At 70.6% G+C, this 26,593-nt stretch carries 22 protein-coding genes; 9 read left to right on the forward strand and 13 right to left on the reverse strand.

All coding sequences use genetic code 11. From position 1 onward, the window contains the following. Positions 1-60: 60 nt before the first annotated feature. Positions 61-1,521 (reverse strand): hypothetical protein, encoded by a 1,461-nt coding sequence (locus OG866_RS03285; protein WP_329331832.1) that lies wholly within the window; start codon positions 1,519-1,521, stop codon positions 61-63. 188 nt (positions 1,522-1,709) lie between these two features. Here OG866_RS03285 and OG866_RS03290 point away from each other — a divergent pair, with 188 nt between their 5' ends. Further along, entirely contained in the window at positions 1,710-2,276 is a 567-nt protein-coding gene (locus OG866_RS03290; RefSeq protein ID WP_329331833.1) for a phosphoribosylanthranilate isomerase, read from the forward strand. 16 nt (positions 2,277-2,292) lie between these two features. Here OG866_RS03290 and OG866_RS03295 read toward each other — a convergent pair whose 3' ends face one another. The 5 genes from OG866_RS03295 to OG866_RS03315 form a co-directional block, all read right to left on the reverse strand. Beyond that, the gene (locus OG866_RS03295) at positions 2,293-3,360 is read right to left on the reverse strand and encodes a P1 family peptidase (protein ID WP_329331834.1); all 1,068 of its coding nucleotides are present in this window, start codon (positions 3,358-3,360) and stop codon (positions 2,293-2,295) included. 42 nt (positions 3,361-3,402) lie between these two features. Further along, entirely contained in the window at positions 3,403-4,080 is a 678-nt protein-coding gene (locus OG866_RS03300) for a haloacid dehalogenase type II (protein WP_329331835.1), read from the reverse strand. Between the two features lie 77 nt (positions 4,081-4,157). Further along, positions 4,158-9,362, reverse strand: a complete 5,205-nt coding sequence (locus tag OG866_RS03305; RefSeq protein ID WP_329331836.1) for a family 43 glycosylhydrolase — start codon at positions 9,360-9,362, stop codon at positions 4,158-4,160. A 270-nt stretch (positions 9,363-9,632) separates the two neighbouring features. Further along, positions 9,633-10,085 carry a hypothetical protein gene (locus tag OG866_RS03310; RefSeq protein WP_329331837.1) on the reverse strand — a complete coding sequence of 151 codons (453 nt, stop codon included), beginning with the start codon at positions 10,083-10,085 and terminating at the stop codon, positions 9,633-9,635. 95 nt (positions 10,086-10,180) lie between these two features. Then, positions 10,181-10,732: an FABP family protein gene (locus tag OG866_RS03315; RefSeq protein ID WP_329331838.1), complete on the reverse strand. Its 552-nt coding sequence runs from the start codon at positions 10,730-10,732 to the stop codon at positions 10,181-10,183. Positions 10,733-10,892: 160 nt separating this feature from the next. Here OG866_RS03315 and OG866_RS03320 point away from each other — a divergent pair, with 160 nt between their 5' ends. The 3 genes from OG866_RS03320 (at position 10,893) to OG866_RS03330 (ending at position 14,355) form a co-directional block, all read left to right on the forward strand. After that, positions 10,893-11,612, forward strand: a complete 720-nt coding sequence (locus tag OG866_RS03320; RefSeq protein WP_329331839.1) for a DinB family protein — start codon at positions 10,893-10,895, stop codon at positions 11,610-11,612. A gap of 155 nt (positions 11,613-11,767) precedes the next feature. Further along, entirely contained in the window at positions 11,768-13,222 is a 1,455-nt protein-coding gene (locus tag OG866_RS03325) for a hypothetical protein (RefSeq protein ID WP_329331840.1), read from the forward strand. Then, the gene (locus OG866_RS03330; RefSeq protein WP_329331841.1) at positions 13,219-14,355 is read left to right on the forward strand and encodes an ARPP-2 domain-containing protein; all 1,137 of its coding nucleotides are present in this window, start codon (positions 13,219-13,221) and stop codon (positions 14,353-14,355) included. The genes OG866_RS03325 and OG866_RS03330 overlap by 4 nt, the downstream gene beginning before the upstream one ends. Before the next feature lie 6 nt (positions 14,356-14,361). Here OG866_RS03330 and OG866_RS03335 read toward each other — a convergent pair whose 3' ends face one another. The 4 genes from OG866_RS03335 to OG866_RS03350 all read right to left on the reverse strand — a co-directional run bounded on the left by OG866_RS03335 (position 14,362) and on the right by OG866_RS03350 (position 17,646). Further along, the gene (locus OG866_RS03335) at positions 14,362-14,814 is read right to left on the reverse strand and encodes a GNAT family N-acetyltransferase (protein WP_329331842.1); all 453 of its coding nucleotides are present in this window, start codon (positions 14,812-14,814) and stop codon (positions 14,362-14,364) included. A 33-nt stretch (positions 14,815-14,847) separates the two neighbouring features. Further along, entirely contained in the window at positions 14,848-15,507 is a 660-nt protein-coding gene (locus OG866_RS03340) for a YceI family protein (protein ID WP_329331843.1), read from the reverse strand. 106 nt (positions 15,508-15,613) lie between these two features. Continuing rightward, complete coding sequence (locus OG866_RS03345; RefSeq protein WP_329331844.1) at positions 15,614-17,212, reverse strand: solute symporter family protein; 1,599 nt, start codon at positions 17,210-17,212, stop codon at positions 15,614-15,616. Further along, complete coding sequence (locus tag OG866_RS03350) at positions 17,206-17,646, reverse strand: DUF485 domain-containing protein (RefSeq protein WP_329331845.1); 441 nt, start codon at positions 17,644-17,646, stop codon at positions 17,206-17,208. The genes OG866_RS03345 and OG866_RS03350 overlap by 7 nt, the downstream gene beginning before the upstream one ends. Positions 17,647-18,012: 366 nt before the next feature. Here OG866_RS03350 and OG866_RS03355 point away from each other — a divergent pair, with 366 nt between their 5' ends. Further along, positions 18,013-18,741, forward strand: a complete 729-nt coding sequence (locus OG866_RS03355; RefSeq protein ID WP_329331846.1) for a carbonic anhydrase — start codon at positions 18,013-18,015, stop codon at positions 18,739-18,741. Positions 18,742-18,809: 68 nt separating this feature from the next. Here the strand turns inward: OG866_RS03355 and OG866_RS03360 are convergent, their stop codons facing one another. Beyond that, positions 18,810-19,748 (reverse strand): hydrolase, encoded by a 939-nt coding sequence (locus OG866_RS03360; RefSeq protein ID WP_329331847.1) that lies wholly within the window; start codon positions 19,746-19,748, stop codon positions 18,810-18,812. A gap of 200 nt (positions 19,749-19,948) precedes the next feature. Here OG866_RS03360 and OG866_RS03365 point away from each other — a divergent pair, with 200 nt between their 5' ends. Both OG866_RS03365 and ppk2 read left to right on the forward strand, forming a co-directional pair. Beyond that, the gene (locus tag OG866_RS03365; RefSeq protein ID WP_329331848.1) at positions 19,949-20,893 is read left to right on the forward strand and encodes a WD40 repeat domain-containing protein; all 945 of its coding nucleotides are present in this window, start codon (positions 19,949-19,951) and stop codon (positions 20,891-20,893) included. Between the two features lie 123 nt (positions 20,894-21,016). After that, complete coding sequence (ppk2, locus tag OG866_RS03370) at positions 21,017-21,820, forward strand: polyphosphate kinase 2 (RefSeq protein ID WP_329331849.1); 804 nt, start codon at positions 21,017-21,019, stop codon at positions 21,818-21,820. A 12-nt stretch (positions 21,821-21,832) separates the two neighbouring features. Here the strand turns inward: ppk2 and OG866_RS03375 are convergent, their stop codons facing one another. Both OG866_RS03375 and OG866_RS03380 read right to left on the reverse strand, forming a co-directional pair. Next, complete coding sequence (locus tag OG866_RS03375) at positions 21,833-22,192, reverse strand: ArsR/SmtB family transcription factor (protein WP_329331850.1); 360 nt, start codon at positions 22,190-22,192, stop codon at positions 21,833-21,835. 208 nt (positions 22,193-22,400) lie between these two features. Then, on the reverse strand, positions 22,401-22,775 hold the full coding sequence (locus OG866_RS03380; RefSeq protein WP_329331851.1) for a hypothetical protein: 375 nt from the start codon (positions 22,773-22,775) through the stop codon (positions 22,401-22,403). Between the two features lie 385 nt (positions 22,776-23,160). Between OG866_RS03380 and OG866_RS03385 the strand changes: the two genes are divergently transcribed. Both OG866_RS03385 and OG866_RS03390 read left to right on the forward strand, forming a co-directional pair. Continuing rightward, complete coding sequence (locus tag OG866_RS03385; RefSeq protein WP_329331852.1) at positions 23,161-24,345, forward strand: globin domain-containing protein; 1,185 nt, start codon at positions 23,161-23,163, stop codon at positions 24,343-24,345. Positions 24,346-24,625: 280 nt separating this feature from the next. Beyond that, on the forward strand, positions 24,626-26,563 hold the full coding sequence (locus OG866_RS03390; RefSeq protein ID WP_329331853.1) for a PAS domain S-box protein: 1,938 nt from the start codon (positions 24,626-24,628) through the stop codon (positions 26,561-26,563). Positions 26,564-26,593: the final 30 nt, after the last annotated feature.

The raw sequence follows: 26,593 nt of genomic DNA on the forward strand, positions 1-26,593 counted from the left end.
GCTGCCTCCCCGCGTGGTGTGCCCACCACCCTAGTGACGGGCACTGACAGTGCCGTCGGCTCAACGCGACTCGGCCCTGGTCAGCCGGTTGTGGAGGTGGACGAGCAGCGGGCGCGTCCGGGCGGCGACGTCCAGGCCCAGGCGGACGCTCCAGTAGCGGCCGTGGTCACTGGTCTGCGCCACGAGGATTTCGCGCTGCCCGGAACCGGCGTTCGGGGAGCCGTGCGCCATGTGCGACCAGGCTTCCCGGATCTGGGCCTCCAGAAAGGCCCGGTCGCCCGACGCGTCGGTGAGCAGCACGAAACGATGGACGGGTACCCGGTCGATGACCCGCTGGAGTTCGAACCGGGTGCCCTCGTTCTCCCGCCGGTAGCCGGACAGATCGATGACCACCAGGTCCACGTGGGCCAGCAGCGTGTCCACCGCCGACTTCCAGAAGCCGCCGTGACACAGCAGCGCACGTACCGGATAACTGCCGTACGCGTCCTTGACCAGGACCGCGCCCCGGGCGGCACCCACGAGCCGGTGGCGGCCGCGGGCCAGTGGGTGGACGGGCTGGTGGTAGAGCTCCTCGGACATCCGGGCCCGGGTGTTGATGAACATCTTGCCGGTCCCCAGCCGATGCGCCTCCCGCAGCTCCGCGGGGGACACCGAGGCGGCGCTGCGGATCAGATGGACGTACCCGAACTCGCGCCAGGCGCCGCGCATGAAGTCACGGACGCGCGGTTCGTTGTCGAAGAGGCGGAGATAGGCGATCCGCCAGGGCCGCCGGTCGATCACGTTCTTCTCCCGGGTGACCTGACGCAGTTCCGCGTAACGGCCTGTCATCGGCGGCTGGAACCTGACGTCCAGGGAGGGGATGGCGGAGGCTCGGCGGGGTGACACCGACGCCGGGTGGGAGAGGGTGAGTCCGACGAGGTTCGGGTCCTCCGAGAGCCGCTCGACCGTGCGGGAGCTGTACCAGCGGCGGAGCTGGGCGACGGCGGGCACCAGACAGGCCGCGGCGAACAGCCCCAGGAACACGCCCGTGTAGAGCTTTCCGAGTCGACTGTCGTCCTCCTGCGTCGGCGCCTCGCCCAGCAGGACGAGCACACCGTAGAGGGCCAGCGCGGCGAGGATCACGGCGGCCCAGGAGCCCAGGAAGACACCCACCGTCCAGTAACCGGCCCGCACGCTCAGCCGTCCCGAGCGGCGCACCGAGTCGTGTCTGGCCTCCGGCGGTACCAGCGCCGCCAGTTCGGGGTCCCGGGCCCAGCGCTCGTATCTGCGCGCGGTGCGCCACTGGCCGAAGGCGACCGCCGTCCCGGCGAGGAAGCCCAGCCCCACCAGTCCCAGAACCGCCGTCACGGTCGTGAAGAACCGGTCGGGCACGTCCAACTCCACGTACGGCCACCCGTCCGGCCAGTCACCGAGCCCATAGGCCCGTACGACCCACGCCAGCACACCGGCGACCAGGGTCACGCGCACCCGCCCGAAGACGTCTCCGCGCAGCTCCTCGGGGTCCTTCCGCACTCTGCGCATGAGCCCCTCCCGTGTGTCGCGGCGAGTGTAAGTCCGCGGCTCGGGGGACGAAAACGTTCCGTCGGACTGTCACACGTAAGGACGTCTCAGCAGCTATCCCGCGCCGGTCCGCCGGGGTGCGGGAACCACCGGGTCGGCCTGCGCATACGGTGAGCACAGCTTCGTGACATGTGCGAGAAGGAGACGGAATGAGCGGGCGGCCGACGGGGTCCGGCGGGTTCGTGAAGGTGTGCGGACTCACCCAGGAACAGCAGATCGACTGGGCCATCGAGCTGGGGTACGACGCCATCGGGATCGTGGTGACACCCAAGAGCAAGCGCTACTGCCCGCCGGAACGGGCGGTGGAACTCGCCGCCCACGCCCGAGGACGGATTCCGTCGTTCGCGGTGGCCCTGGCCCACGCCGAGACGGCCGCCGTCGCCGAGCACTTCGACACGATCCAGGTCTACGAGATGGTCGACATCCCGAACCTCGCCCTCGCGTCCGGCACCCCGCCCGAGCGTCCGGAGGCCCTCCAGTACTTCTTCTACGACGCCAGCACGGGCAGCGGCGTCTTCGCGGACATCCCCGAGTGGGTCAGGGACGTTCCCGGCCGGGTCGTGATCGCGGGCGGCCTCGACGAGCGCAATGTGGCGGGCGTGATCGAGGCGTTCGCCCCGTACGGGGTGGACGTCTCCAGCAGCGTCGAGACCGCGCCGGGCATCAAGAGCCGGGAGAAGATGGCCGCCTTCATCGCAGCGGCCCGCTCGCACTGACCCCGCGCGGGACGGCTCAGCCCGCCCGTCCCAGCAGGTCGAGCAGGGGCCCCGCGGGCAGCGGGTGACGCGTCCGCCCGTGCGGACCCGTGATCGTGGTGGCCGTCAGCAGGGAGTTGAGGACGGCCTCCTCCACGGCGTCGAGCACGGCGACGAACAGGGGGTCGAGCCGGTCGTCCGGCAGTACGGCCGGACCGGCGGCCTCGCCCAGGGGACGGGTGGCGAAGGCGAGGCCGTAGTCCCCGCTGCCGTGGCCGTACCCGGCGCCGACCCGGGCCAGCGCGTAGACCGCGCGGCGGGCCACCCGGGTCAGCTGGCGGGCGTCGAGCGGTGCGTCCGTGGCGGCCACGACCATGCAGGAACCACGGTTGGGGCCGGCGTCCGGGTCGGGCAGACCCACGTCGACGGGTGTGACCGTACGGCCCGAAATCCTGAGCGTGCCACCGAAGTTGGCCTGCACCAGCACTCCCAGCGTCACCTCCCGGCCGGCCAGTACCGGCCGCCGTGACGAGGTGCCGACACCGGCCTTGAAGCCGAGCGCGGCCGTCCCCGTCCCCGCCCCCACACATCCCTCGGCCACCGGCCCGCCGGACGCGCCCGCCAGTGCGGCCCGGACGTGTTCCTCGCGGACCGGGCGGGAGCGGATGTCGGACAGCAGCCCGTCGTTGCACTCCCCCACCACCGGGTTCACGCTCCGCACGCCCTCGTTCCCTGGCCGGTCCAGTGTCCAGCCGACCAGGGCGTCGGCGACCCGGAACGCGGAGAGCGTCGACGTGAGCAGCACCGGCGTCTCCAGGGCGCCGAGTTCGGCCACCTGTGTACTGCCGAGCAGCTTGCCGTAGCCGTTGCCCACGAACACTCCAGCGGGCAACGGTCGGGCCGGGCTCACCCCCTCGGGCACGATCGCGGTGACTCCGCTGTGCACCCGCGGCGGGTCGATCAGCGTGGTGTGTCCCACCCGGATGCCGGGCACGTCGGTGAGCGCGTTGTGCGCTCCCGTGGGCAGATCACCGACGCCCAGGCCGATGTCCCGGGCCCTGGGGGCGGTGGGAGAGGAGGACGGATCCGGGGCGGGTGCGCTCATGAGGGGCACCATACGTCCGGGTCGTCGTCGCCTCCGCCGGGTCTACGGCTTGTCGAGCCGGTCGGCCAGCTCGGCCAGGCCGTCGGCGTACAGGTCGAACCGGTCCTCGGGCGCGGGCGGGTCGCCGACCGGGCGGGCGAGGTACGCGGTGCGCAGGCCCAGGCGCTGGGCTCCACGCAGGTCCCAGGCGTGGGCGGCGACCATCAGCAGCCGCTCCGGCGCCAGCCCGGACACGGTGACCGCCAGCTGGTAGACCGCCGGATCCGGTTTGTACGTCCGGGCGTCCTCGGCGGACAGGGCCTGGTGCCAGCGCAGTCCGGCATGGGCGTTGAGCCCCAGCAGGGCCGTACGGCTCGCGTTGGACAGGCCGATCAGCGGGAACCGTTCGGCGAGCCGGGCCAGTCCTGCCACGGTGTCGGGCCACGGCGGGAGCCGGCGAGCCGCCAGGGCGAGCGCGGTCGCGTCGGCATCGACCGCGTCGGCGACCAGCTGCGCCGCTTCCCGGTCGATGGCCTCGCTGGTGACATAGGCCCTGGCCCCGTCCACGACGCGGCGCTGCTCGCGCTCGACGTGCTGTTGCCACAGGACGAGGAGCTCCTCGACTCCGGTCTCGTCGAGCGAGGGATCGAGCGCGCGGATGGCGGTACGGAGCCCCGCCGGTTCGTCGACGAGGGTGCCGAGCACGTCGAACACGAGGGCGTCGATCTCCAGCGCTGCCATGGGCGGGGCCTCCTGGACGGGTGAGGACGGCGGGCGGCGCGGGCCCTTGTCGGTGCCCGCGCCGCCCGGTGCCCGGTTCACCGTCGGGCGACGCCGATGGTGATGATGCCGGTCATCTTCGGGCTGGTGGCGTTGTCGTAAACGATGTCGCCGCCCGTCTTCTTCCAGATGCTGACGCGGATCGTGTCCGGGGTGGCGGTGATCCGGAACCCGTATCCGCTCTTGCCGTCGATCGTGCCGGATCCCTGGTAGGCGGCCTGGGAGCCGGTGACCACGAGCCAGTCGGAGCCCGTCGAGCGGAACTTCAGCCTGGCCGCGCCGAAGTCGAAGGACGCCCGCCCGGTGGGAACGGTGGCCCCCTTCTCGTACAGGGCGACGAAGGAGAAGGCGGCCTTGCCGGTCAGGTCCGGGCGGGCGGGGTAGGCGCCGGCCGGGGAGGTGAAGACGCCGGTGCCGAAGGCGGGGCCGGCCGAGCGGTCGTAGACGATCAGCTCGGGCAGGGTCGTGTCGTCCGAGGCGCCGTCGTCGTCGGTGACGGTGAGCACCGGGCGGCGTATGCCGGCCTTGGTGTAGCTGTGCTCGGCCCGGCAACCGGTGGCGGTGACCTTGCCGGACTGCGGTGCGCCGCCGTCCCTCCAGTCGACGGTGCAGGTGTGGGTGTCGGAGGTGCCCGGGTCGGTGAAGGCGGCGGTGACGACGGCGGTCCTGCCCACCGACACCGCGGACTTGGGCCCGGTGGCGGAGGTGATGGCCGGTGCCGCGTTGGCGACCTTCACGGTGGCGGTGTCGCTGCTGCGGCCGCCGGTCAGGGTGACGGTGTAGGTGCCGTCGTCGGTGCAGGTGAGCGTGGTCCGCGCCGCCGCCGGATCGGCGAGGGTGCAGGGCGCGCCGTTCTCGACCGTCCACTTGGGGCTGCCCGCCCCGGAGAGGGTGCCGTTCAGCGCGACCGAGTCGCCCTCGGTGCCCTCGACGTCCGGACCGGCGTGCACGATGGTCACCGGGTCGACGCTGGTGAGCGTCGGAACGACCTTCTTGATCAGGCCATCCGCGTCGAACTCCAGCTTGTCCACGGTGGTTTCACGGTGCGTGCCGTCACCGCCGGGGATGGCGAAGCGGTGGTAGGCGATGTACCAGTCGTCCGTGTTCGGGACGTGGACGACGGAGTGGTGGCCGGGGCCCTTGATGCCGAGCGAGAGGTCCTTCTCCAGGATCACTCCGCGCTTGGTCCACGGTCCGGTGGGTGAGGAGCCGGTGGCGTAGGCGACCCGGTAGTTCTCGTCCCGGGTGTCGTTCTCCGACCACATGAAGTAATAGGTGCCCTTGCGCTTGATGACGAAGGAGCCCTCGTTGTAGCCGCTGGGGGTGATGTCCTTCATCTTCGCGGTGTCGATCGAGACCATGTCGGCGTTCAGCGGAGCGACATAGGCATGCCCGTTGCCCCAGTAGAGGTACGAGGTCCCGTCGTCGTCGGTGAACACGGCCGGGTCGATCATCTGGCCGCTGAACTGGCCCGCCTTCAGCAGGGGTTGGCCAAGAGCGTCCTTGAACGGGCCGGTCGGCGAGTCGGACACCGCCACACCGATGTTGGCGTCGGCGCAGAAGTAGAAGTAGTACTTGCCGTCCTTCTCGGCGATGGTCGGCGCCCAGGCGCGGCTGTCCGCCCAGGAGACGTCGGGGCCGAGGTCGAGGATGACGCCGTGGTCCTTCCAGTGGACCAGGTCGGTGGAGGAGTACGCCTTGAACTGGGTGCCGCTCCAGCCGTCGAAGCCGTCGGTGGTCGGGTAGAGGTAGAAGGTGTCGCCGAAGCGGACGATGTTCGGGTCGGCGTTGAGGCCGGGCAGGACCGGGCTCTTCATGACGAGCGCCGAGACCGTCCAGGTGCGCTTCCTGCCGTCGGAGCCCGTCACTTCGTACGTCACCGGCTTGGTGAAGTCCTGGACGCTGCCGGAGGCGGGGCTGATCGCCGCGCCGTGGGCGAGGGTGAACTCCGGTGCCAGCGAGGTGAGATCGGCGCCTTCCTTCAGCGGTAGCGTGATCCTGCTGTCGGCGTTGTCGATGATCGCGTCGACCTTCAGATCCGGCTGCGTGGCCTTGGCGATGCCCGCGGTGTTGCCGCTGAGCTCCATGACCTCCGCGGCCGACAGAGCGCGGTCGTAGATGCGGAAGTCGTCGACCTCGCCGGCGAAGTAAGGGTCGGCCGAGTACAGGGAGCGGCCGATGTAGCCGCTGTAGTCCTTGTTCGCGTCGTACAGTTCGGACGGTTTGATGCCGGTCGTGGTGCGGGCGGCCTCGATGCCGTCGACGTAGAGGACCATGATCCCGGTCGAGCCGTCCAACGTCACCGTGACATGCCGCCACTCACCGGGCGTGAGCTGCGAGCCGGCCGTCAGCTTCGACTCGGCGGACCAACTCGCCTTGGTGATGGCCGAGTAGAGGCTGGAGCCGCCGTTGGACGGGGTGGCGAACAGGTACTTGTCGCTGTCGGGGCCGAGCCCGAACAGCCACTGGAAGCTCGCGCCGCCCTGCCACTTGGCGTACGTCGACACGGTCACGCTGTCCGTATTCTTCAGCACGCCGTTGGGGATCTTCACGTACGGGGACGTGCCGGCGTCGCCGGACATCTTGAACGAGCCGCCGTCGACTCCGGTGCCGAAGGCGGGAGTTCGGGCGTAGGTGCCGTGGTAGCCGTGGCCGCTGGCATCGCGGGCGATGTTGCCGCCGGTCTCGTCGAAGCCGTACTCCAGGAGCAGGTCGGCGGGAACGTCCGGGCCCTCCTGCGAGACGGTGACCTCCGCCTGGACCGGCAGTGCGGCGCCGTCGGGCAGGCTGCCGGTGACCGTGAAGGTGCCGGGCTGCGCGTACTTCGACGCCGGGACGTCCTCCCAGGCGACGGCGACGGGACGCTTGACGCCGTCGGCGTAGGTGGCGATCACGGTGGCCGGCAGGACAGGGGCCTCACCGGTCCGGGTCTTCACCTGGATGTCCTCGACGCTCTCCACGAGTTGGTCGGGCTGGTAGGCGCGCAGCAGCCGGTCGTACTCGGCCTGGGTGACCGGCAGGACCGTGCCGTGGCGCGGCTTGGACGGCAGGTCGTAGTCGGCGACCGGGGTCCAGACACCGGAGTCGAGGTCGGTTGTCTCGAAGGGGATGTAGCCGCGGCCGCCGAACTCGTCCAGGAACGCGTACCACTTCTCCTCGGTGTTCGACTTGAACACCAGCGGTCCCTCGGCGGCGCTCATCGCGCCCTTGCCGATGCCCTCGGCGACGGCGGTCCAGGAGGGGTTGAGGATCGAGTCGCTCTTCTCCTCGAAGATGAACTTGCTGTTGGGGGTGGAGGAGCTGTTGTTCCGCTCGTCCTTCGAGAGGCGGTAGTAGGTGCCGTCGTGCTGGATCATCGTGGAGTCGATGACCGAGTAGCCGCGGTCGATCCAGACCTTGGGCTCGCTGAAGGTGTAGAAGTCGCGGGTGGTCGCGTACATCATGCGGTTGTACGTGTCGCCCGAGTGCGCCTCGTTGTCGTACAGCTTCGACGCCCAGAAGACCACGTACTCGCCGAGCTGGGCGTCGTAGAAGGCCTCCGGCGCCCAGGTGTTGCCGGCGCTGTCCGGGGAGACCTTCACCAGGCGCTGGTCGGTCCAGTGCACGAGGTCGGTGGACTCCCAGACCATGATGGACTTGCTGCCGGTGCGCTGGGAGGCGTCCCAGTCGCCGTTGCCGTAGATCCGCAGGTCGGTGGCGATCTGGTAGAACTTGTCGCCCTCCGGGGAGCGGATGATGAACGGGTCGCGCAGGCCCTTCTCGCCGAGCGTGGAGGTCAGGACGGGCTTGCCGTCGTTCAACTCCCGCCATTTCAGCGGGTCGTCGCCCTTGCTGAGGGCGGAGTAGAGCTGTTCGCCGTCCGAGGTGCCCTCGCCGGTGAAGTAGCTGAACATATAGCCCTTGAGGGCTTCCTGCTTCGGGAGTTCGGGGACCTTCGCGGTGAAGGTGCGGGCCGTCTTCGCGTCGCCCTTGGTGACGGTGGCGGTCAGTTCGACGCTGGTGGCGCCGTCGCCGTGCGCGGGCCGGTGCACGACTCCGTCGTCGGTGATCACGTCCGAACTCGCGGAGGACCAGGCGACCTTGGTGCCGTAGTCACCGTTCGCGGGGAGGGTGAGGTTGCCGCGTACGTCGTCGAGGTTGTGGACGCTGAGGGCCTCGGCGGCCTGTTCCGTCGCCGCCTGGTCGTCGAAGTCGGGCAGCACCGTGACCTCGAAGGTCCTGGTGTCGGTCACGGTGCCCTTCTTCAGGGTCGCGGTGAGCGTGGCGTGGGCGTTCGGTGCACCGGCGGCGGGGCGGGTCACTTTTCCGGTGTCCGACACGGCCGCGGTGTTGTCGCTGGCCCAGCTGATCGCGGAGCCGCCCGCCGTGCCGGTCTTCGGCAGGTCCAGGTCGGCGGTGACGGCGCCGGTGTCGCCGAGGTCGAGGGCCGCCTTGTCGTCGGCGACGCCCTGGGTGGCCACGGGGAGCGAGAGCTGCTCGACCTCGGCGGCGTCCAGGGCGCGGTCGTAGACCCTGAAGTCGCGGACGCGGCCCTTGAAGAGCTTGTCGCCCGAGTAGACGGACTTGCCTATGTAGTTGGCGGTGGTGGTGCCGGAGCCGATGGCGCCGGGGGTGATGGTGACCGAGGTGTTGCGGCCGACCTCGACGCCGTCCTCGTACAGCACGGCCGTCGAACCGGTCTGCGTGTAGGTGAGGTGCTTCCACACCGCGCGGGTCAGGTTGTGCGCGTCAGACGGCTTGGTGGTCTGCTCCGTCGACCAGTTGCCGGTCGCGATCGAGGTGCGGTACGAGTTGCCTGTGGTGAACAGGTAGCCGTTCCCGTTGCTCGCGCTGGAGTTGCCGAAGCCGTAGATGAAGTACGGGGTGGTCTGCGCCGAGTCGATCAGCACGTCCGTCGAGACGGTGATCGAGGCCATGCCCTTCATGACGTCGTTCGGCACCTTGACGTAGGTGTCGGAGCCGTTGAAGGCGAGGCCCTGGCCGGTGCCCGACCAGTCGGCGGTGCCGCTGACCGTGCCGTCGCGGCCGTTGCCGGAGGCGTCGGTGACGGTGCTGCCGGAGGCGGCGTCGAGCTTGTACCAGAGGGCCAGGCCGTGGGTGGCGTCCGCGGATCCGGCCTCGGTCGCCGCGGTCGCGGAGGTGACGGGGGCGGCGAGGCCCAGGAGCAGCGACACGGCGGTCAGGCCCGCGAGGCGGCCCGCCCAGCGTCTCGCGCGGGTACGCGGACGTGCGAGGTGCGTCATGTGGGGTTTCCCTGCTGAGGCATGGCTGACGGGGGGGGAGCGGAGGGCAAGCGGGAGTCAGCCGGGAACAGGCGCCTCGGCCAAGGGCGCCCTGACGTTTCGGCTGGATGACGTCGTGTTGCGAGAGTGTCAATCGGGTTGTGGGGCAGCGTCAAGAGGTTTCGAACAATGTCCGACAGGCCGAACAATCGATGTCGCCGGTGGTCAACGGTCGGAGTTCCCCGCCGTGTTGGCGCGGGCCCGCCCGGGGCCCGCGCCCCTCCTGCCGCCTCAGCCCACCGCGCGCTTCACGAGCGCGCCGATCCGTTCCTCCACCTCGGCCGTCACCTCGGTCAGAGCGAACCCGGCCGCCCACATCGTGCCCTCGTCCAGATGGGCCAGATCACTGAAACCGAGCGTCGCGTAGCGCGCCTTGAACTTCTCCGCGCTCTGGAAGAAGCAGACGACCTTGCCGTCCCGCGCGTAGGCCGGCATGCCGTACCAGAGCTTGGGCGCGAGGGCCGGTGCGGCGGCGGCGACAACGGCGTGCACCCGTTCGGCCATCACCCGGTCCGAGTCCCGCATCTCGGCGATCTTCGCGAGCACGTCCCTCTCGGCCTCCGCCGCCTTGTCCGCGTTCGAACGCCGCCGCGCGGCCGTCTTCATCTCCCGCGCGTGGTCCTTCATCGCGGCCCGCTCCTCGGCCGTGAAACCCTCGTAGGCACCGTCGTCGGTACCGGTCATGGCAGATCCCCCCGTGGTGAACTGTGCTGTGCCGGAATTCGGTCGGGGGACTTTATCCCGGCCGCCCACCACGGTGAACCCTTCGCGGGCAGCGGTCAGCCCTGACTCCCGCGCCGCAGTTGTGCCGAGAGATGGTGCTGCAACGGCTGTCCGACCGCCGCGAGATCGTGGACGAACGTGAGCGTGTCCTCGCCGGTGAGCGTGTAGCGGCGGCGGGTGGCCTCGACCTCCTTGGCCGTCGGGGTGAGGGCCACCTGGTGGGTGGACAGGTCGACCGCGCCCTCCTCCGCGTGCCCTACGGCGATTTCCGCGATACCGGTGGGCTGGGTGATCAGGGCCTCCACCCGGCCGTCCGGCTGGAGCCGCCACCAGCCGCTCTCGCGGGCCGCCGGGCGCAGCGGCGTGTCGTCCGCGTCGATCAGCCAGGCCCGCGCCTCGTAGCGGAGGAAGGGCCGGCCGTCATGGCTGAAGGTGACCTCCTGCGCGTAGGCGAAGTCCCCGTCCAGGGTCGGATATCCGCCCCGGCCCCGGCCGTGCCAGGTACCCAGCAGGCCGAGCACCGGCTTGAGCAGGGCGTGCGGTGCGGGTGCCTCGTCCGGATCGTGGGCATCGCGGTACGGGTACGGGGGTGCGGCGGGGTAGGACACGGCGGTGTTCCTCCAGGTCGGTCCGGTGGCGGGAAAAGCCTAGGCCGCGCCGCCACAACCTCACTTCCCCGGCCGCTAATTCACTCGCCCGGCCGGAAGCCGAGCCCATAGGCTCCGCCCGCGCACCTGGGACGCGACACACGACCGCGAGGGGAACCCCATGGACACGCCCGGCTCACGCACCGACCGCTTCAGCCTGCTGCTCGACCAGTTCGACCGCGCCAGGGAGATGGCCCAGGTCCGGCTCATCGGCCTCGGCGACGAGGAGTACCTGTGGGAGCCCGTACCCGACTGCTGGTCGCTGCGACGGCGCGGTGAGGCGGTGACGCCCAGGGCGTTCGGGCCGGGTGACTGGGTGCTCGACCTCGGCGCGGCGGACATTCCGTCCAACGAGTACGAGGAGGTCGGCCGGCAGGCGGCCTCCGGCATGTCCGTCGAGAAGATCGCCGCCGACTGGAGCGTCAGCGTGGAGCGGGTCCAGGAGATCCTCGATCACACCGGCCCGCTGGAGCCCGACAAGACCCCGGTCACCACCATCGCGTGGCGCCTCGGCCATCTGCATTTCGAGTTCGCGGGCGCGTGGGAGTGGGCCTTCGGGGAGCGGCGGCAGGATCCGAAGCTGATGGTCGACTTCTCGCCCTCGGCGGCCGTGACCCTGGAGCGGTTCTGGCCGGTGATCGACCGCTGGCGCGAGAGCGTCGGCCGGATGACCGAGGAGCAGCTCGACACGGTCGGCTTCTCCCAGTACCCGTACGGCTCCGACGCCGACGAGCCGTACATCGGCGTGCTGTCGGGGGCCAACCTCGAGTTCATCCACCACATGGCCGAGATCGCCCTCCTGCGCGACCTGTGGCGGGCGCGCAGGGACGGCACCGCGTAAATGCCGTGGAACCGCAGGTCGGCGGCGTGTTAGCGTCCGAGCGCCGGCCGCGGGACTTCGGCGCGACTTCCGGAACCTGCCTGTACAGCAATGATTCGCAGCTCGTGCCCCCATTCCCCGGCCGGCATCCGGACCGAAGGGGGCGGGGAAAAGGCATGGAGTCGTACGGGGATCTCGTCGCGGCCGACGACGTACTGCTCTTCGTCAACGCGGCGATCACCGCGACCGGGCAGCGCGAGTTCCACGCCGACGCGGACACGCAGCGGCTCTCGCTCGACTTCCTGCACGCGTACATGCTCGGCAACTACCGCGATCTGTACGCGGGCGTGCTGGCGCTCGACATCAACGACCACAACGCCGCGCTGATCGTGCGCAGGCTGCTGGAGACCTCCGCCGATGCCACCGTGGAGCAGCGTCGCGGTGAAGGCCGGCTGATCGCGGGGCGGCTGGCGCTGCTGCCGCCCCAGCGGGTCTACGGACTCTTCCGCGCGCTGCGCCGCGCCGGGGTGAACAACCGCCGCACTCGCGCGCTGCTGCGCGACTGGCTGGCCGCCCGTCCCGATCTGGCCTTCGACGCGGTCAAGTACCGCAGCGGCCTCAAGCAGGCCCTGCGGCACGCGCATCTGTCCCCGGGCGACGGGGAGCTCGGCACGTTCCTGTTCGCGCCGCTGAGCCGTGCCCACTACGACACCCCGATCCTGGAGGCCTGGCGCCGGGCGCACTACGAGCAGTCGGCCCTGTACGAGCTGCCGTACACCGTGGCCGAGGGCTTCGCGGCCAGGCACGGCATCGCGCGTGGCGTCTTCCTGGAGCGGATCGCGCCCCGGCTGACGCGTCTTGAGGCGCTGCGGCTCCAGGAGACGGCCGAGCGGCGAGGGGTCGCGGACGCGGTCAGGGTCGACCTGGCGCGGATGCCGCTGACACGGCTCGCCGGCTATGTGCTGTCCCTGCCCGCCGCGGAGCGCGTCGAGCGGCGCGAGGAACTCACCGGCGCGCTGCGGGCCGCCGCCGTGCGGGTGGCCGGCGCGCACCGGGGGACGTGGGGCCGGGTGACGGCCGTGCTGGACGATAGCTTCTCCTCCTACGGTTCGGGCGTGAAGCGGCGTCGGCCGCTGGCGGTCGCCCTCGCCTGTCACTACCTCCTCGAAGCGCTCGCCGGCCGCTATGCCGGGCTGTGGACCTCCGGCCGCCGTGAGGCGCTCCTCGCGCATCCCGTGGGTCCGACCCCGCTGGGCGAGCGGATCCTCGACGCGCTGGAGACGGCTCCGGACCGGCTGGTCATCGTCTCGGACGGCTGGGACAACGCCCCGCCCGGGCTCGCCGCCGAGGTGCTCCGCGTCTGGCGCACCCGCCTCGATCCGGAGCGCCGCACCAGCGTGGTCCACCTCAACCCGGTCTACGACGCGGACGACTTCGACGTACGACGGCTCGCCCCGAGCGTGCCGACCGCGGGCGTGCGGGACGCGGAGGATCTGCCGGCGCTCGTCGAGATCGCGCAGTTCGCCGAGGGGCGGACCGGGCCGGCCGAGCTGACGGCCTACCTGGACGCCCGCGCGGAGCGGCTCACCGCCGTGCCGGCACGGCGGGCCTCGGCCGGGGGTGCGCGATGACGCCGTACAGCAAAGGCCATGCCCCCGCCGACCTGTTCGACGGGCTGCGGACGCGGCCCTCCCAGGTGTGGGGTGCGGTACGGCTGGTGCCGCTGGTGCGGGACGAGCCGGTGGCGGACCTGCGGCTGCACCCGCGGATCCATGCCGGTCACGGGGTGGTCGACCTGGGCCGCAAGGGCAGTTACTGCTCCTACATCCCGCACAGCTTCGTCGCCGAGTGGACCGGGGACGGCTCTCCCGCCGCCGCCTACGGCACCCAGCTCTCCGCGGGCCGGGCCGAGCAGGAGTCGGTGGCGGCGGTGGAGCTGCACTTCCATCGGCGGATGGCACGTCAGGAGGCCCGGCGACGGCTGCGGTTCCTGCCGCTGCACCTCGCGCTGGAGGGCTATCTCGCCCTGCACTTCGGCGGTCCCACCATCGCGTGGGAGGAGTGGTCGCGGCAGGCCGTACGGCAGGGTCTTTCGCCGCGCGTCGAGGCCGCCTACCTCGGGCTGCACGTGCCGGGGCTGGCGGACGCGCTGAGCGTCTTCGAGATCCACCCCGGTCAGTGCGGGGTCCTCGTCTATCTGGCCGACGCGCTGGCCGCCGCGTTCGTGGTGCCGCATCCGGAGGACTACCGCACGCTGCATCCGACGCTGGTCCAGGATCTGTACGGCGACCTGGTGCACCACTACGCGACGCTGATGCCGCCGGTGGCGGACTTCCGGGCGCGCATCGCCGGGACCGGCATCCGTTCGCTGGGCGAGTTGCGGGCGGCAGCCGCGGAGGAGACGGACCGCTGGGCGGAGTTCCACGACACGACCATGGCGGCCGGCCTGGTGGAGCAGGAGAGCGTCTGGCAGCCGGTGCGGCGGATGGGACGGTTCACGCTCTCCCGGTTCCTGCCCGAGTTCCGTCCCAAGCAGGACAACCACATCGGGGAGGCGATCACCGACGAGCACGGCCGGACCGTCTACCTCAAGACCTTCCGGCTCTCCGAGAACCAGGTCCGGCGCGGTTTCCTGCTCAGCCGTCTCGCCGCGCACGACTGGCATCTCGCGGACACGGCCGCCGAGTTCGGCATCGACAGCGCCGCGCTCGCCCAGCGTCTGGAGACCGCCGGCTTCGGCCGGCTGCTGCGGCAGCGTCGCTGACGCGGATCAGGGGGTGCGAGGCGCCGGGGTGCGGACCATGAACACGTCCACCTCGTCCTCGGACTCCGTCACGAATCCGTGTCGCTCGTACAGTCGGCGGGCCGCGCTGCCCTGAAGCACGTTCAGCCGGGTCAGGGCGCCCTCCCGGTCGGGGCGTTCCAGCAGGCCGCTCAGGACGGCCGAGCCGATGCCCCGGCCCTGGAGGTCCGGGGCGAGGAGGAAGTGCTCCAGCCAGTAGGCGTCGGCGGCCGGCCGCAGCGCCACGCAGCCCACCAGGGCACCGGCCACCTCGATCGCCCAGGTGTGCGCCGGCTGGTACGCGTCGCGCAGGCGCTGCCGTACCCGGTCTCCGTCGTATCGCCCGAGCCGCTCGAGGTCCGCCCTCATGACGACGGCACGGATCTCGACGATCGATTCGAGATCCGCCGTGGATGCCGCTCGGAGTTCCCAGTCCGCCATGATCATGATGTTATCGCCGGAGGGGAACGGGGCTCAGCCGATGGGAGCCGTGCGGATCGCCGCGATGTCGAACTGGAGGCGTACCTTCTCGCTGACCATGGCCCCGCCCTCGGCCAGCCTGGAGCTGTAGTTCAGGCCCCATTCCGTGCGGTCGATCGTCGTGGTGCCGTCGAAACCCGCGCGCTGGTAGCCGAAGGGGTCGGTGACCTGGCCGATGTAGGTGAGTTCGAGGTCGACGGGGCGGGTGGTGGCCTTGATGGTGAGGTCGCCGGACATCCGGTAGACATCGTCACCGAGGGGTTCCACCGCGGTGCTCTTGAAGCGCATCCGCGGGTGGTTCGCCGAGTCGAAGAAGTCGCGGCCCACCAGGTGCGCGTCCCGTTGCTCCACGCCGGTGTCGACGCTGGCCGTGGACACCGTGATCTCCGCCTGCGAGCGGGACGGGTCACGGCCGTCGAAGTAGAGCCGGCTCTGGTACTCCGCGAAGGCTCCGCGCACGGTGGTCACCATGGCGTGCCGTACCGAAAAACCGATTCTGCTGTGCGCCGGGTCGATGACCCATTCACCGGTCAGGGCGGCCAGGGCGGGATCCGGGAGAAGTGCGGTGGGGGCACCCGGACGGCCGGTGGGGGGTTGGGGGGTGACTGTGGGCTCCGCTCGGCGGAACGGAGTACCACGGCTGAACAAATTCATGATCCACCTAATTACTGCACGGGAGTTGGCGTGGCAAGTCCGTAAGGGCGGTCGACTAAAACTCCACAGGTCCCCCATCCAACTCCCCCAAGGGGCGGGCATCCGATTACTTCTCTTCGATTCCCACCAGCGTACGAACCTCGAAGTCGGCATAGTTTTCCGGCATTTCGGGGCGGGTCAGTACGGACCCCAGCCAACCGAGCAGAAAGCCCGCCGGGATGGAGACGATGCCCGGGTTCTGGAGCGGGAACCAGGCGAAATCCGCCGTCGGATAGAGCGAGGAGGCAGTGGCGGAGACGACCGGCGAGAACACGACGAGCAGGACGGAGCTCACCAGTCCGCCGCACAGGCTCAGCAGTGCGCCCTGCGCGGTGAAGCGCCGCCAGAACAGGGTGTAGACGAGGGTCGGCAACAGAGCGGACGCGGCGATGGCGAAGGCCAGGAACGCCAGCGTGGCGGTGTTGGCGCCCCAGGCGATCAGGGCGAGCAGCATGCCGAGGATGCCGATGGCGGCGGCCGAGAGGCGGGCCACGGCGAGTTCCTCCGTCTCCTTCGCCCTGCCCTTGCGGATGACCTCGCCGTAGAGGTCGTGGGCGAGGGAGGAGGCCGCGGCCAGGGTGAGGCCGGCCGCGACCGCGAGCAGGGTGACGAAGGCCAGGCAGGACAGGAGTGCGGTGAGCAGGCCGCCGCCCAGGTTCTGCGCCAGCAGCAGGACGGCCGCGTCACCCTTGCGGTCGGTCTGCGCGATGGCGTCCCGGCCGACGATGGCGGTGGCGCCGAGGCCCAGGATGCCCGCGGCGAGGCAGACGAGGCTGACCAGGCCCATGGCCCACACCACCGAGGTGCGCAGGACGGCGACCTGTTTCGGGGCGAGCAGCCGCATCATGACGTGCGGGAGCGCGGCGAGGCCGAGCACGATCGCCAACTGGAGGCTGAAGAAGTCGAGTTTGCTGGTGGTGCTGGCGCCGTAGCGCAGTCCTGGCTCAAGGAACCGGCTGCCCTCACCGCTGTTGTCGGCGGCGGCGGCGAGCAGGGCGTCGATGTTCCAGTCGAAGCGGTGCAGCACCATCACGGCGGTCACGGTGACCCCCGAGATCAGCATCACGGCCTTGACGACCTGGATGAACGTGGCGCCCGGCATACCGCCGATGGCGGCGTACACGATGACGATCGTGCCGATGACGACCACGCACAACGTGCGGGTGGTGGCACTCGGTTCGCCGGTGAACTGGGTCAACAGGGCGATACTGCCGACCAGTTGGGCCACCAGGTAGAGGGTGGCGACGGCCAGGGTACAGACGGCGAGCGCGAGCCGCACCGGCCGCTGTCCGCGCGGCAGGCGCAGCGCGATGGTGTCGCCGAGGGTGAACCTGCCCGTGTTGCGCAGGGGTTCGGCGATCAGCAGCAGGACCATCATCCAGGCGACGGCGGTTCCGCAGAGGTAGAGCAGTCCGTCGTAGCCGGTGAGGGCGACCAGGCCGGTGCTGCCGAGGAGCGTCGCGGCGGACAGATAGTCCCCGCACATCGCCAGCCCGTTGCGCAGCGGGGACATGGCCCGGTTGCCGAGGTAGAACTCGCCGATCTCGTCGCGCTGAGGCGCGGTGAGCAGGGCGGCGAACAGGGTCACGACGACCACGGACAGGAAGAGCACGAGGGTCAGCTGTAGGCCGATGCGGCCCACGACCGCGGCACCGGTCGTCACCACGAGCGGTACCCCCGGTCGTACGGGGCGGCCGGTGGCTCGGTGTGCGCCGGGCCGCGCCCCGCGCCGGTCGCCCCGTGGTGGCGGGCGAGTCCGCGCAGACCACGGACCACGGGGGTGACCCGTGTACGCAGATGGACGAGATAGCGCCACACGATGACCGCCATCAGCACGAACTGCCCGAGCCCCAGGGCGAGGCCCAGGGTGAGATGGCCGCTCAGGGAACGGTTCATCAGACCGGGCGTGAAACCGGACAGCAGGACGTAGAGGAGAAATCCACCGACCGCAGTCGCGGTCGCTTTCACTCCGAATCGCCGGTGGGCGTGCCGGAGCGACAGATACGCGGGATCGTTCGCCACTGTCGGTCGCTGGGCCTGCGCGGGTGTCGCCTCGGGAGAGGGCGGCGGGCCGCCGAATCCCAGGGGGTGCCGTGACACGGTGTACCTTCTTCGCGGGCTTCGTGGGGGTGCGCGGGGAGGAGTTCGTGGGGAGAGGTCGTGAATTCTCGAATTCACTGATCTAAGACCGGGACGGGGATTCTCGCAGCGGGTCCGTTGAACTATCAACGGACGGTACGAGGCGAAATTCACGCCTGACTCATTCACATGCCCGCACGCCCGAACTCGAAGTGAGGCAGCCTGCGCAAAGGGCGCTCCGCCGAATAGGTCTGCACCTTTCCTTCGGCCAGGTTGTCTCAAATGCAGTGCACAGGCACCACGGTGAAGGTCATGCTTCTCCCCTGTTTTGCCCTGCTGTTGGCAACGGGACGGATCACGGCCGGACTCGGACATACGTTCCTCTCCGTGAACTCTCAAGCCACCCCCGACAGACCCGTCCGCCGTACGTTCCTGCGGGCCGGACTGACCGGCGCCGCGGCTCTCGGCACCGGCCTCACCCTCGCCGCGTCCCCGGCCTCCGCCGCCTCCCCGAAGTCGCACCCTCGCCCCGACACACCCGACGCGGCGCTGCGGGAACTGGCCGCGGGCAACCGCCGCTGGCGCACCTTCCACGAGCGGCATCCGGACGAGACACCGGCCACCCGCCAGGCCCTGGTCTCCGGCCAGCACCCCTTCGCGGTCGTCCTCGGCTGCATAGACTCCCGGGTCCCTCCCGAGCTGGTCTTCGACCAGGGACTCGGCGACCTGATGACCGTGCGCAGCGCCGGCGAGGTCCTGGACGAGGCCGTGCTCGGCAGCATCGCGTACGGGGTGCTCGAACTGGCGATACCGCTGGTCCTCGTCCTCGGCCACCAGTCGTGCGGCGCGGTGCGGGCGGCGGTGGAGGCGGAGGAGTCGGGCGCGCAACTGCCCTCTCACATCCAGTACCTGGCCGACCAGATACGACCGAACATCGATCACACGAAGGAAGGCGCCGCGCGTATCGACGCGACGATCGACGCCAACGTCCGCGCGGTCTCGGCCCGGCTGGCGGCCGAGCCCGACCTCGCGGCAAAGGTGGCGGGCGGGCAACTGGCCGTCGTGGGCGCGCGCTACGAGCTGAGCAGCCAGCGCGTGCATCGCGTCGACAGCTGACGCGCGAGGGCGGCCCCGGGCAGGTGTCCCGGGGCCGCCCACCGCATCACTCGGGCTCTCGGCTCAGCTCAGGACGAGAGCCATTCGGTGGCGTTGAGGGCGAGGGCGGCGTTGGTGGCGCCGGAGTCGTTCCAGCCGTCGTAGAGCGTGTTCCCCGACTGACCCGTGCCGTCGTCGATCGGGGAACTGTCGCCCCAGAACGCGACCCGGCCGCTGCCGAAGGTGCTGGTGGCGAAGAACGCGCCGGTGTTGCCGGAGTAACCGGTGCGGTAGAGCAGGCCCTTGACCGAGGAGTTGTCGGCGGGCTTGAGCGTGGCCGTCGTGCCGCTGGCGATCAGGCTCTTGGTGACGGTGCCGAAAGAACCGTGCAGCACCGCGTTGGCGCTGTCGCTGATGGCGCTCGGGTAGTCGGAGCTGATGCTGAGCGAGTCGATGGAGAAACCGAACGGGTCGGTGGAGTCGACGCTGTTGTTGGTCATCAGGTCGTTGAGGATCTCGACCGCGTCCTCACCGTCGTTGTTGCGGTCGGCACCGGTGTGGTCGGAGATCATGAACAGACCGCCGCCGTTCTTCACGAAGTTCATGATCGCCGTCTTCTCCGATGCCGTGAACAGCGTGTTGGGCTCGGGGAGCACCAGCGTGTCGAAGTTCGCCAGGTCCTGCGCGCCAGAGCCGCCGTAGGTGAGGCCGGAGCCGGACGGCAGTGTCTTCAGGCTGTAGTCGCCGCTCTCCTGAAGGGCGACACCCCAGGACGACAGGGCGCCGGTCCAGTCGGTCTCGGAGGACGGTGAGGAGTCCTGGCCCAGCGGGTCGGGCTGGCTAGTGGAGACGATCCAGTCGGCGTTGCCCGCCGTCTCCGCGTGGGCGTTGTCGAACAGGACCCGGTGGGGGGTGGCCGCGGCGGCCGGGGTCACGGTGGCCGCCTGGACGGCGGCACCCGCGGCCAGCAGGCCGAACACGGTGACAGCGGTGGTGAGTCTGCGGGGGGACTTGCCCAGGCCGAGCATGCGATGAACCTCCATGAGTGGGGGGACGGGAGGCGGTGCGGGTGCCGAATCTTCGCGCGTAGAGCGGCAGTTGGGACGACCACCGCTCGACACAGGCTGGACGGTACACACAAGATCCAGAACGGCGGCAGGGCCTGCCGGGGGTTCACGTCGATCTCTTACCCCGCTGCAAGATAGACGGGGACGTTACGCTCCCGGACATGGCTCAGCCTCCCTCCCCCGCTCGGATCATCACGCGGCTCGTCGACGGACGTGTCCACGCCTACGACCTGGCCGTCGACGCCACCGGCGTCCTGGCCCCTGCCATGACCTGGCGGCCGGCCGACGGGGACGACGTCGTGGGACACACCGCCGCCGCCGATCTCCGGCGCGCCTACTACACGACGCTCCACGCGGTCGTCTGCCTGACACCGGAGGGGACCGAGGTCTGGCGGTCGGTGTTCGAGCCGCGGTCGCGGCGGCGGTACGGGCACCGGCCGAGCTGCGCGCTGTCGACGGACGGCCGGACGGTGTGGGTGTACCGGCCGGACGCCATGGCCGACCGCGGCGGGCCCGACCGCTGGGTCGCCCTGGACGCCGGAACCGGAGCGATACTCGCGCAGGCGGAGCTGGAGACCGTCGGGCACGGCGGCCACCATCTTCTGCACCCGGCGGGCGACGCGGTCCTCCTCGACATCGGAGAAGGGCAGGACGGCTCGGTCATCCACCGCGCGACCCTCACCGGCCACCGGCTGGATCTGGTCCGCTACCCCTGGAGCGACCGGTGTCTCATCGCCCTGTCACCCGACGGGAGCGCGTTCATGACGGTGGACCACGACCAGGGTGACGTCTCCCTCCACACCTACCCGGACGGCGAATCGACGCTCACCCTCTGCGTCGAGGCCTTCGGACACGACTCGGACGAGACCTCCGTGGAATGGAGCGGCGGCTATCTGACCCAGGACACCGTCATCGTCACCCTCGGCGGCGAGACCGAGGACGAGGAGGAGTGGTTCCGCCACTACCGCGTCGACATACGCTCGGCCGGCACCCCCACGCCGTTCGACGCCCACGCGGAGCACGCCTACGACCTGCACCCCCTCGGAGACGGAACCTGGCTCACGACGTCCCCTTCCGGCCACCCGGCCCGCTGGTCCGACTCCTAGCGCGCCCGCACCCGTCGCACACGCGCGTGGCGTCGGCGCCGGCCTGCCTGTTCCCGCGCTGGTCGGCCAGTACTGTGCCGACACGGGGACTCGACCACGTATGCGAAGAAATGGGTGGACGGCATGGCCGGTAAGGCGAAGGAGAAGCTGGGGCGGAAGGTCTATGAGCGGGAACTGCTCCGGTTGCAGACCGAGTTGGTGAAGCTCCAGGAGTGGGTGCGGGCGGAGGGCGCGCGGCTGGTCGTCGTCTTCGAGGGGCGGGATGCGGCCGGCAAGGGCGGCACGATCAAGCGGGTCGCCGAGCATCTCAACCCCCGTGTCGCGCGGATCGCGGCACTGCCGAAGCCGACCGAGCGGGAGCGGACGCAGTGGTACTTCCAGCGGTACGTCGAACATCTCCCGGCCGCCGGCGAGATCGTGCTGTTCGACCGGTCCTGGTACAACCGGGCCGGCGTGGAGCATGTGATGGGCTTCTGCACCAAGGAGGAGTACCAGCTGTTCCTGCGCCAGTGCCCGGTCTTCGAGCGGATGCTGGTGGAGGACGGGATCCTGCTGCGCAAGTACTGGTTCTCGGTGAGCGACACCGAGCAGCAGGACCGTTTCCGGCGCCGGCTCGACGACCCGCTGCGCCGCTGGAAGCTGTCCCCGATGGACCTGGAGTCGCTCAGCCGCTGGGAGGCGTACTCCCGGGCCAAGGACGAGATGATGGTGCACACCGACATCACCGAGGCACCGTGGTTCGTCGTCGAGAGCGACGAGAAGAGGCGGGCGCGGCTGAACATGATCGCCCATCTGCTGGACTCCGTGCCGTACCAGGAGGTCCCGCCGCCGGTGCTGGAGCTCCCGGAGCGCCCGGCGTCCACCGGCTACGAACGCACACCACGTGATCTCCAGACCTACGTCCCGGACCACGCGGCGAGTCTGTGACCCCCACCTGGGTCATCCGCTGGTGCGCAGGGGTTCGGCGGGGGCGTCCGCCTGCCGGAGTTCGGCGAGCAGCTCGTTCTGGCCGGCGAGCAGCTCGGTGAGGATCCGACGGGCGGCGCGCAGCAGTTCGGCGACATCGCCGCCGGCGAGCGCGTAGCGGACGGTGGAGCCTTCCCGCATGGACACGACGATGCCGGAGCGTCGCAGCACCGCCAGTTGCTGCGACAGGCTGGACGGTTCGATCTCGATGTCGGCGAGCAGGTCCCGTACGGACACCGGTCCGTGCTGAAGGAGCTCCAGCACCCTGATCCGCACGGGGTGGCCGAGCATGCGGAAGAACTCCGCCTTGACCTGGTAGAGGGGGGCCTGCATGGATGCTCGCTCCTTGTCGGCTGGAGGGACTGCGGCTGCCGGGGTGCGACGGCACCTGAGGGGGCGCCGCCGCACCACAGGCCACCCTCGGACGCCGATCCTTCACCCCCCGGGCCGTGCGCGAACACACATTGGAACCATGCTGATGTGGTGACTTGAAGAAGTCTTCACATGAAGGGCAGCGGTGGCCCCGGCAGCGGCGCCCGAGTCAGATCTCGATGCCCTCCTCGACCCGTTTGAGCTGGTGCCGGGCCATGGCCAGGTTCGAGCGGGCCTTGTCGAGGACGAGGTAGAGGAACAGGCCGTTGCCGCTGCGGCCGGTGACCGGGCGGATCAGGTGGTACTGGTTGTCCAGCGTGATCAGCATGTCCTCGATCCGGCCCTTGAGGCCGACCTGCTCCATGGTGCGCACCTTGGCCCGGACGACGTCCGTGTTGCCGGCCGCGGCGACCGTCAGGTCCAGGTCCTTGCTCCCGCCCAGGGTGCCCAGCGCCATTCCGCTGGTGTAGTCGACGACCGCGGCTCCCAGAGCCCCCTCGACCCCGGCCATCATCTCCTTCAGCGACACTTCCACACTCGCCACAGTGCCTCCCTTGCGCTGCGTTGACTGCGACGGACCGGCACCGCCGGCCCGCCTCGATGCCCCGGACCGTACGCACGCGGTCCGCCCGCGAAAAGCGACTCTCCGGGACTGATCCGTGACGGCCGGACTTCGACCGGACACCGGCGTGACCGGACCGTTCGATGGACCGGAACTGCCATCCCAGACAGCGAATTCGACGCCTTCGCCGGTCGCCCGCGGCTGTCTCGGGGCACCGAGGGACCCCCTGCCGTAGGGCCTGTCGGCCCTGGGTCCCGTCCCCATCGGGCCCTGGGGCGCACAGGGGCCCGGGGACGAAGGTGGTGTGCGGCGGGGCCGTGCCCCGCACTTCCGCGTTCCCCCCTCATCCCTCATCCCCGGAGGCTTCATGCTGTCCGCAGAGTCCGCCGCCGTCGTCCGGGCCACGCTGCCCGCCGTGGCCGGAGCCCTCGACGAGATCACCACGCGCTTCTACGGCGCGATGTTCCGCGACCGCCCCGAACTGCTGGACGGGATGTTCAACCGGGGCAACCAGGCGAGCGGCGCCCAGCGCCGGGCCCTGGCCGGGTCGATAGCGGGCTTCGCGACCGCGCTCCTCGCCGACCCGGACGTCCGTCCGGACGCGCTGCTGGCGCGGATCGCCCACAAGCACACCGCGGTCGGGGTCACCGACGACCAGTACACGATCGTCCACAAGTACCTGTTCGGGGCGATCGCCGAGGTGCTCGGCGACGCGGTCACCCCCGAGGTGGCCGCGGCCTGGGACGAGGTGTACTGGCTGATGGCCGGCGCGCTCATCGCCCAGGAGTCCCGTCTCTACCAGGAGGCCGGCGTCGTGCCCGGGGACGTGTGGCGGCCGTGGACGGTTGTCGGGCGCCACGAGGAGACCGCGGACGTCGTCTCCTTCGTCCTGCGTCCGGCCGACGGCGGCCCGGCCCCCGCGGCGAAGGCCGGACAGTACGTGAGCGTCCGGGCCCTGATGCCGGACGGCGTGCGCCAGTTGCGCCAGTACAGCCTGTCCGGCGACCCGGGTGGCGAGCTGCGGCGGATCACCGTCAAGCGGGTGGGCGGCGGAGAGGTGTCGACGCTGCTGCACGGCACCGTGCGGGCCGGCGACGAGCTGACCCTGTCCATGCCGTTCGGCGACGTCGCCCTCGACGAGTCGGACACCCCGCTCGTCCTCGCCTCCGCCGGCATCGGCTGCACGCCCATGGTCGGCATGCTGGCCCACCTGGCCGCCACCGGCTCCACCCGCCGGGTCCTGGTCCTGCACGCCGACGACTCCCCCGGCACCCACGCCCTGCGCACCGAGACGCGCACCCTGACCGAGCTGCTGCCGCGGGCGGACGCGGTGTTCTGGTACGAGCGTTCCGGCATCGCCGAACCCGGGGCCCGCTCCGGCCTGATGGACCTCGACGGGGTCGACGTGCCCGCCGACGCGACCGTGTACCTGTGCGGCCCGCTGCCGTTCATGCGCGCCGTCCGCACCCAACTGCTCGCCCTCGGCGTCCCATCCCGTCACATCCGCTACGAGGTGTTCGGCCCCGACCTGTGGCTGCCGGACGCCTCCTGACGCGGGGGACGCCTCGCCCGCGGCGCCCATGGCCTCGTAGAAGAGGAGGACGAAGAGCATCCGTCAGCCGTCACCGCATCCGGTCGGGCCTGGCTCATGAGCGCCGTACACGGTCTCAGGCTCGGCCGGTGAACGTCGTAGCGCTGTGGGACGGCCATCGTGCGCATATGCGGCGGACAGGTTCCGCCAGGGTACGGACAGTAAGCGACATAGCGTCCCGGGTCCCGTCCGGGTGCGGTGAGATGACCCGCACCATCACCGGCGGCGGATGGGGAATGGCATGGACCTGGTTCCGGTACGGGACGAGGCGGGCGGCGGGGAGCGGACACCGTGCGCCTGTGGAGGGGGGCTCCGGCCGGGAGCCGACGAGGACCGGTTCCGCGGTCTTCTGGAAGCGGCACCGGACGCGATGGTCATCGTGGACGACGGCGGCATCATCAAACTCGTCAACGCCCAGACCGAGGCCCTGTTCGGCTACCGCCGCGAGGAACTCCTCGGCCATCCGGTGGAGTTGCTGATCCCGCACCGCTTCCGCCCGCACCACACCCGGCACCGCGGCGGATACACCGCCAACCGGCAGGTCCGGCCCATGGGCGCCGGACTCGATCTGCACGGGCTGCGCAAGGACGGCACCGAGTTCCCCGTCGAGATCAGCCTGAGCCCGCTGGAGACCGCGGACGGGCTGCTGGTGTCCGCCGCGGTCCGCGACGTCAGTGACCGCAGGGCGGCCGAGGCCCGGATCAACGAGCTCGCCGCGCTCGTCGAGTCCTCCCAGGACGCGATCCTCGCCAAGACCCTCGACGGGTACATCACCTACTGGAACGCCGCCGCGCAGAGCCTGTACGGCTACACCGCCCAGGAGGCCATCGGCCGCCATGTCTCCGTCCTGGCCCCGAGGGAGACGCGCGAGGAGGTCACCGCCCTCCTGGAGCGGCTGCGGCACGGGGAGAAGGTCGAGCACTTCGAGACCCTGCGCCTGACCCGCGGCGGCGAGCTGCTGGACGTCGACGTTACCCTGTGGCCCACCCGCGACACCGGCGGACGGGTCGTCGGCGCCTGCGCCATCGTCCGGGACATCAGCGACCGCAAACGGGCCGAGGCCGAACTCACCATCCTCTACGAGCAGCAGCGGCACATCGCGCTGACCCTCCAGCGCAGCCTGATGGGCACGCCGGCCACGATCCCCGGGCTGGCCACGGCGAGCCGGTACCGGCCGGCGACCCAGGGTGCGGGCGTGGGCGGCGACTGGTTCGACCTGATCCCGCTGGGGGCCGGCCGGGTGGGGGTCCTGATCGGCGACGTGATGGGCCGCGGGCTGGAAGCCGCCGCCGTGATGGGCCAGTTGCGTTCCGCCGCGCACGCCCTGGCCAAGACCGGCATGCAGCCCCGCCAGCTGATGCAGGCCCTGGACACCTGTGTCGCCGACCTCGACGTCCCCGACCAGCTGGTCACCTGCTGCTATCTGGTCGTCGCCCCGGACAGCGGCACGGTCACCGTCTGCTCGGCCGGCCATCTGCCCGTCCTGGTCGCTCCCCCGGGCTGCGGGGTGAGCGGTCTGCGGACCCCGGTGAACGCTCCGCTCGGCGTCGGCGGCATCCTCTACGAGCAGTCCTGCGCGGACATACCGCCCGGCGCCACGCTCGTCCTCTACACCGACGGGCTGATCGAGACACCCGGCAGCGACATCGAGGAGCGCCTCGGCCAACTCACCTCCGTCCTGGACTCGTTCGTCGTCGACGCACCCTGTCTGGAGAGCGCGGCGGACCACGTCCTGACCAGTCTGCTGCCCGACGCCGACAGCCACGACGACGACGTGACCCTGCTGCTGGCGCAGCTTCCGGCCGCCCCGCTGGCGGCGCTCACCACCGATCTGCCGGCCCTGCCGTCCTCGGTGCCGGAGGGGCGCGCCTTCCTCAACAAGGCGCTCATCGCCTGGGAGTGCGGCGGCCCGGCGGAAGAGGCCCGGCTGCTGCTCTCCGAGATCCTCACCAACGCGGTCCAGCACGCCGAGGGCCCCATCGGGCTGCATCTGTGCCGCACGGTCACGGACCTCACCGTGGAGGTCAGCGACCGCAGTCCGCAGCTGCCGCAGCCGCGGATCGCGGGGGAGCACGAGGAGTCGGGCCGCGGTCTGCTGCTGGTCCGTGCCCTGGCCGACGGCTGGGGGGTGCGCCCCACCGACGAGGGCAAGACCACCTGGTTCACGTTGAAGCTGTGAGGCGCGTCCTGGTCCTGCCGGACGTGACCG

Origin of the sequence: Streptomyces sp. NBC_00663 (assembly GCF_036226885.1) — a bacterium.
Classification (GTDB): domain Bacteria; phylum Actinomycetota; class Actinomycetes; order Streptomycetales; family Streptomycetaceae; genus Streptomyces.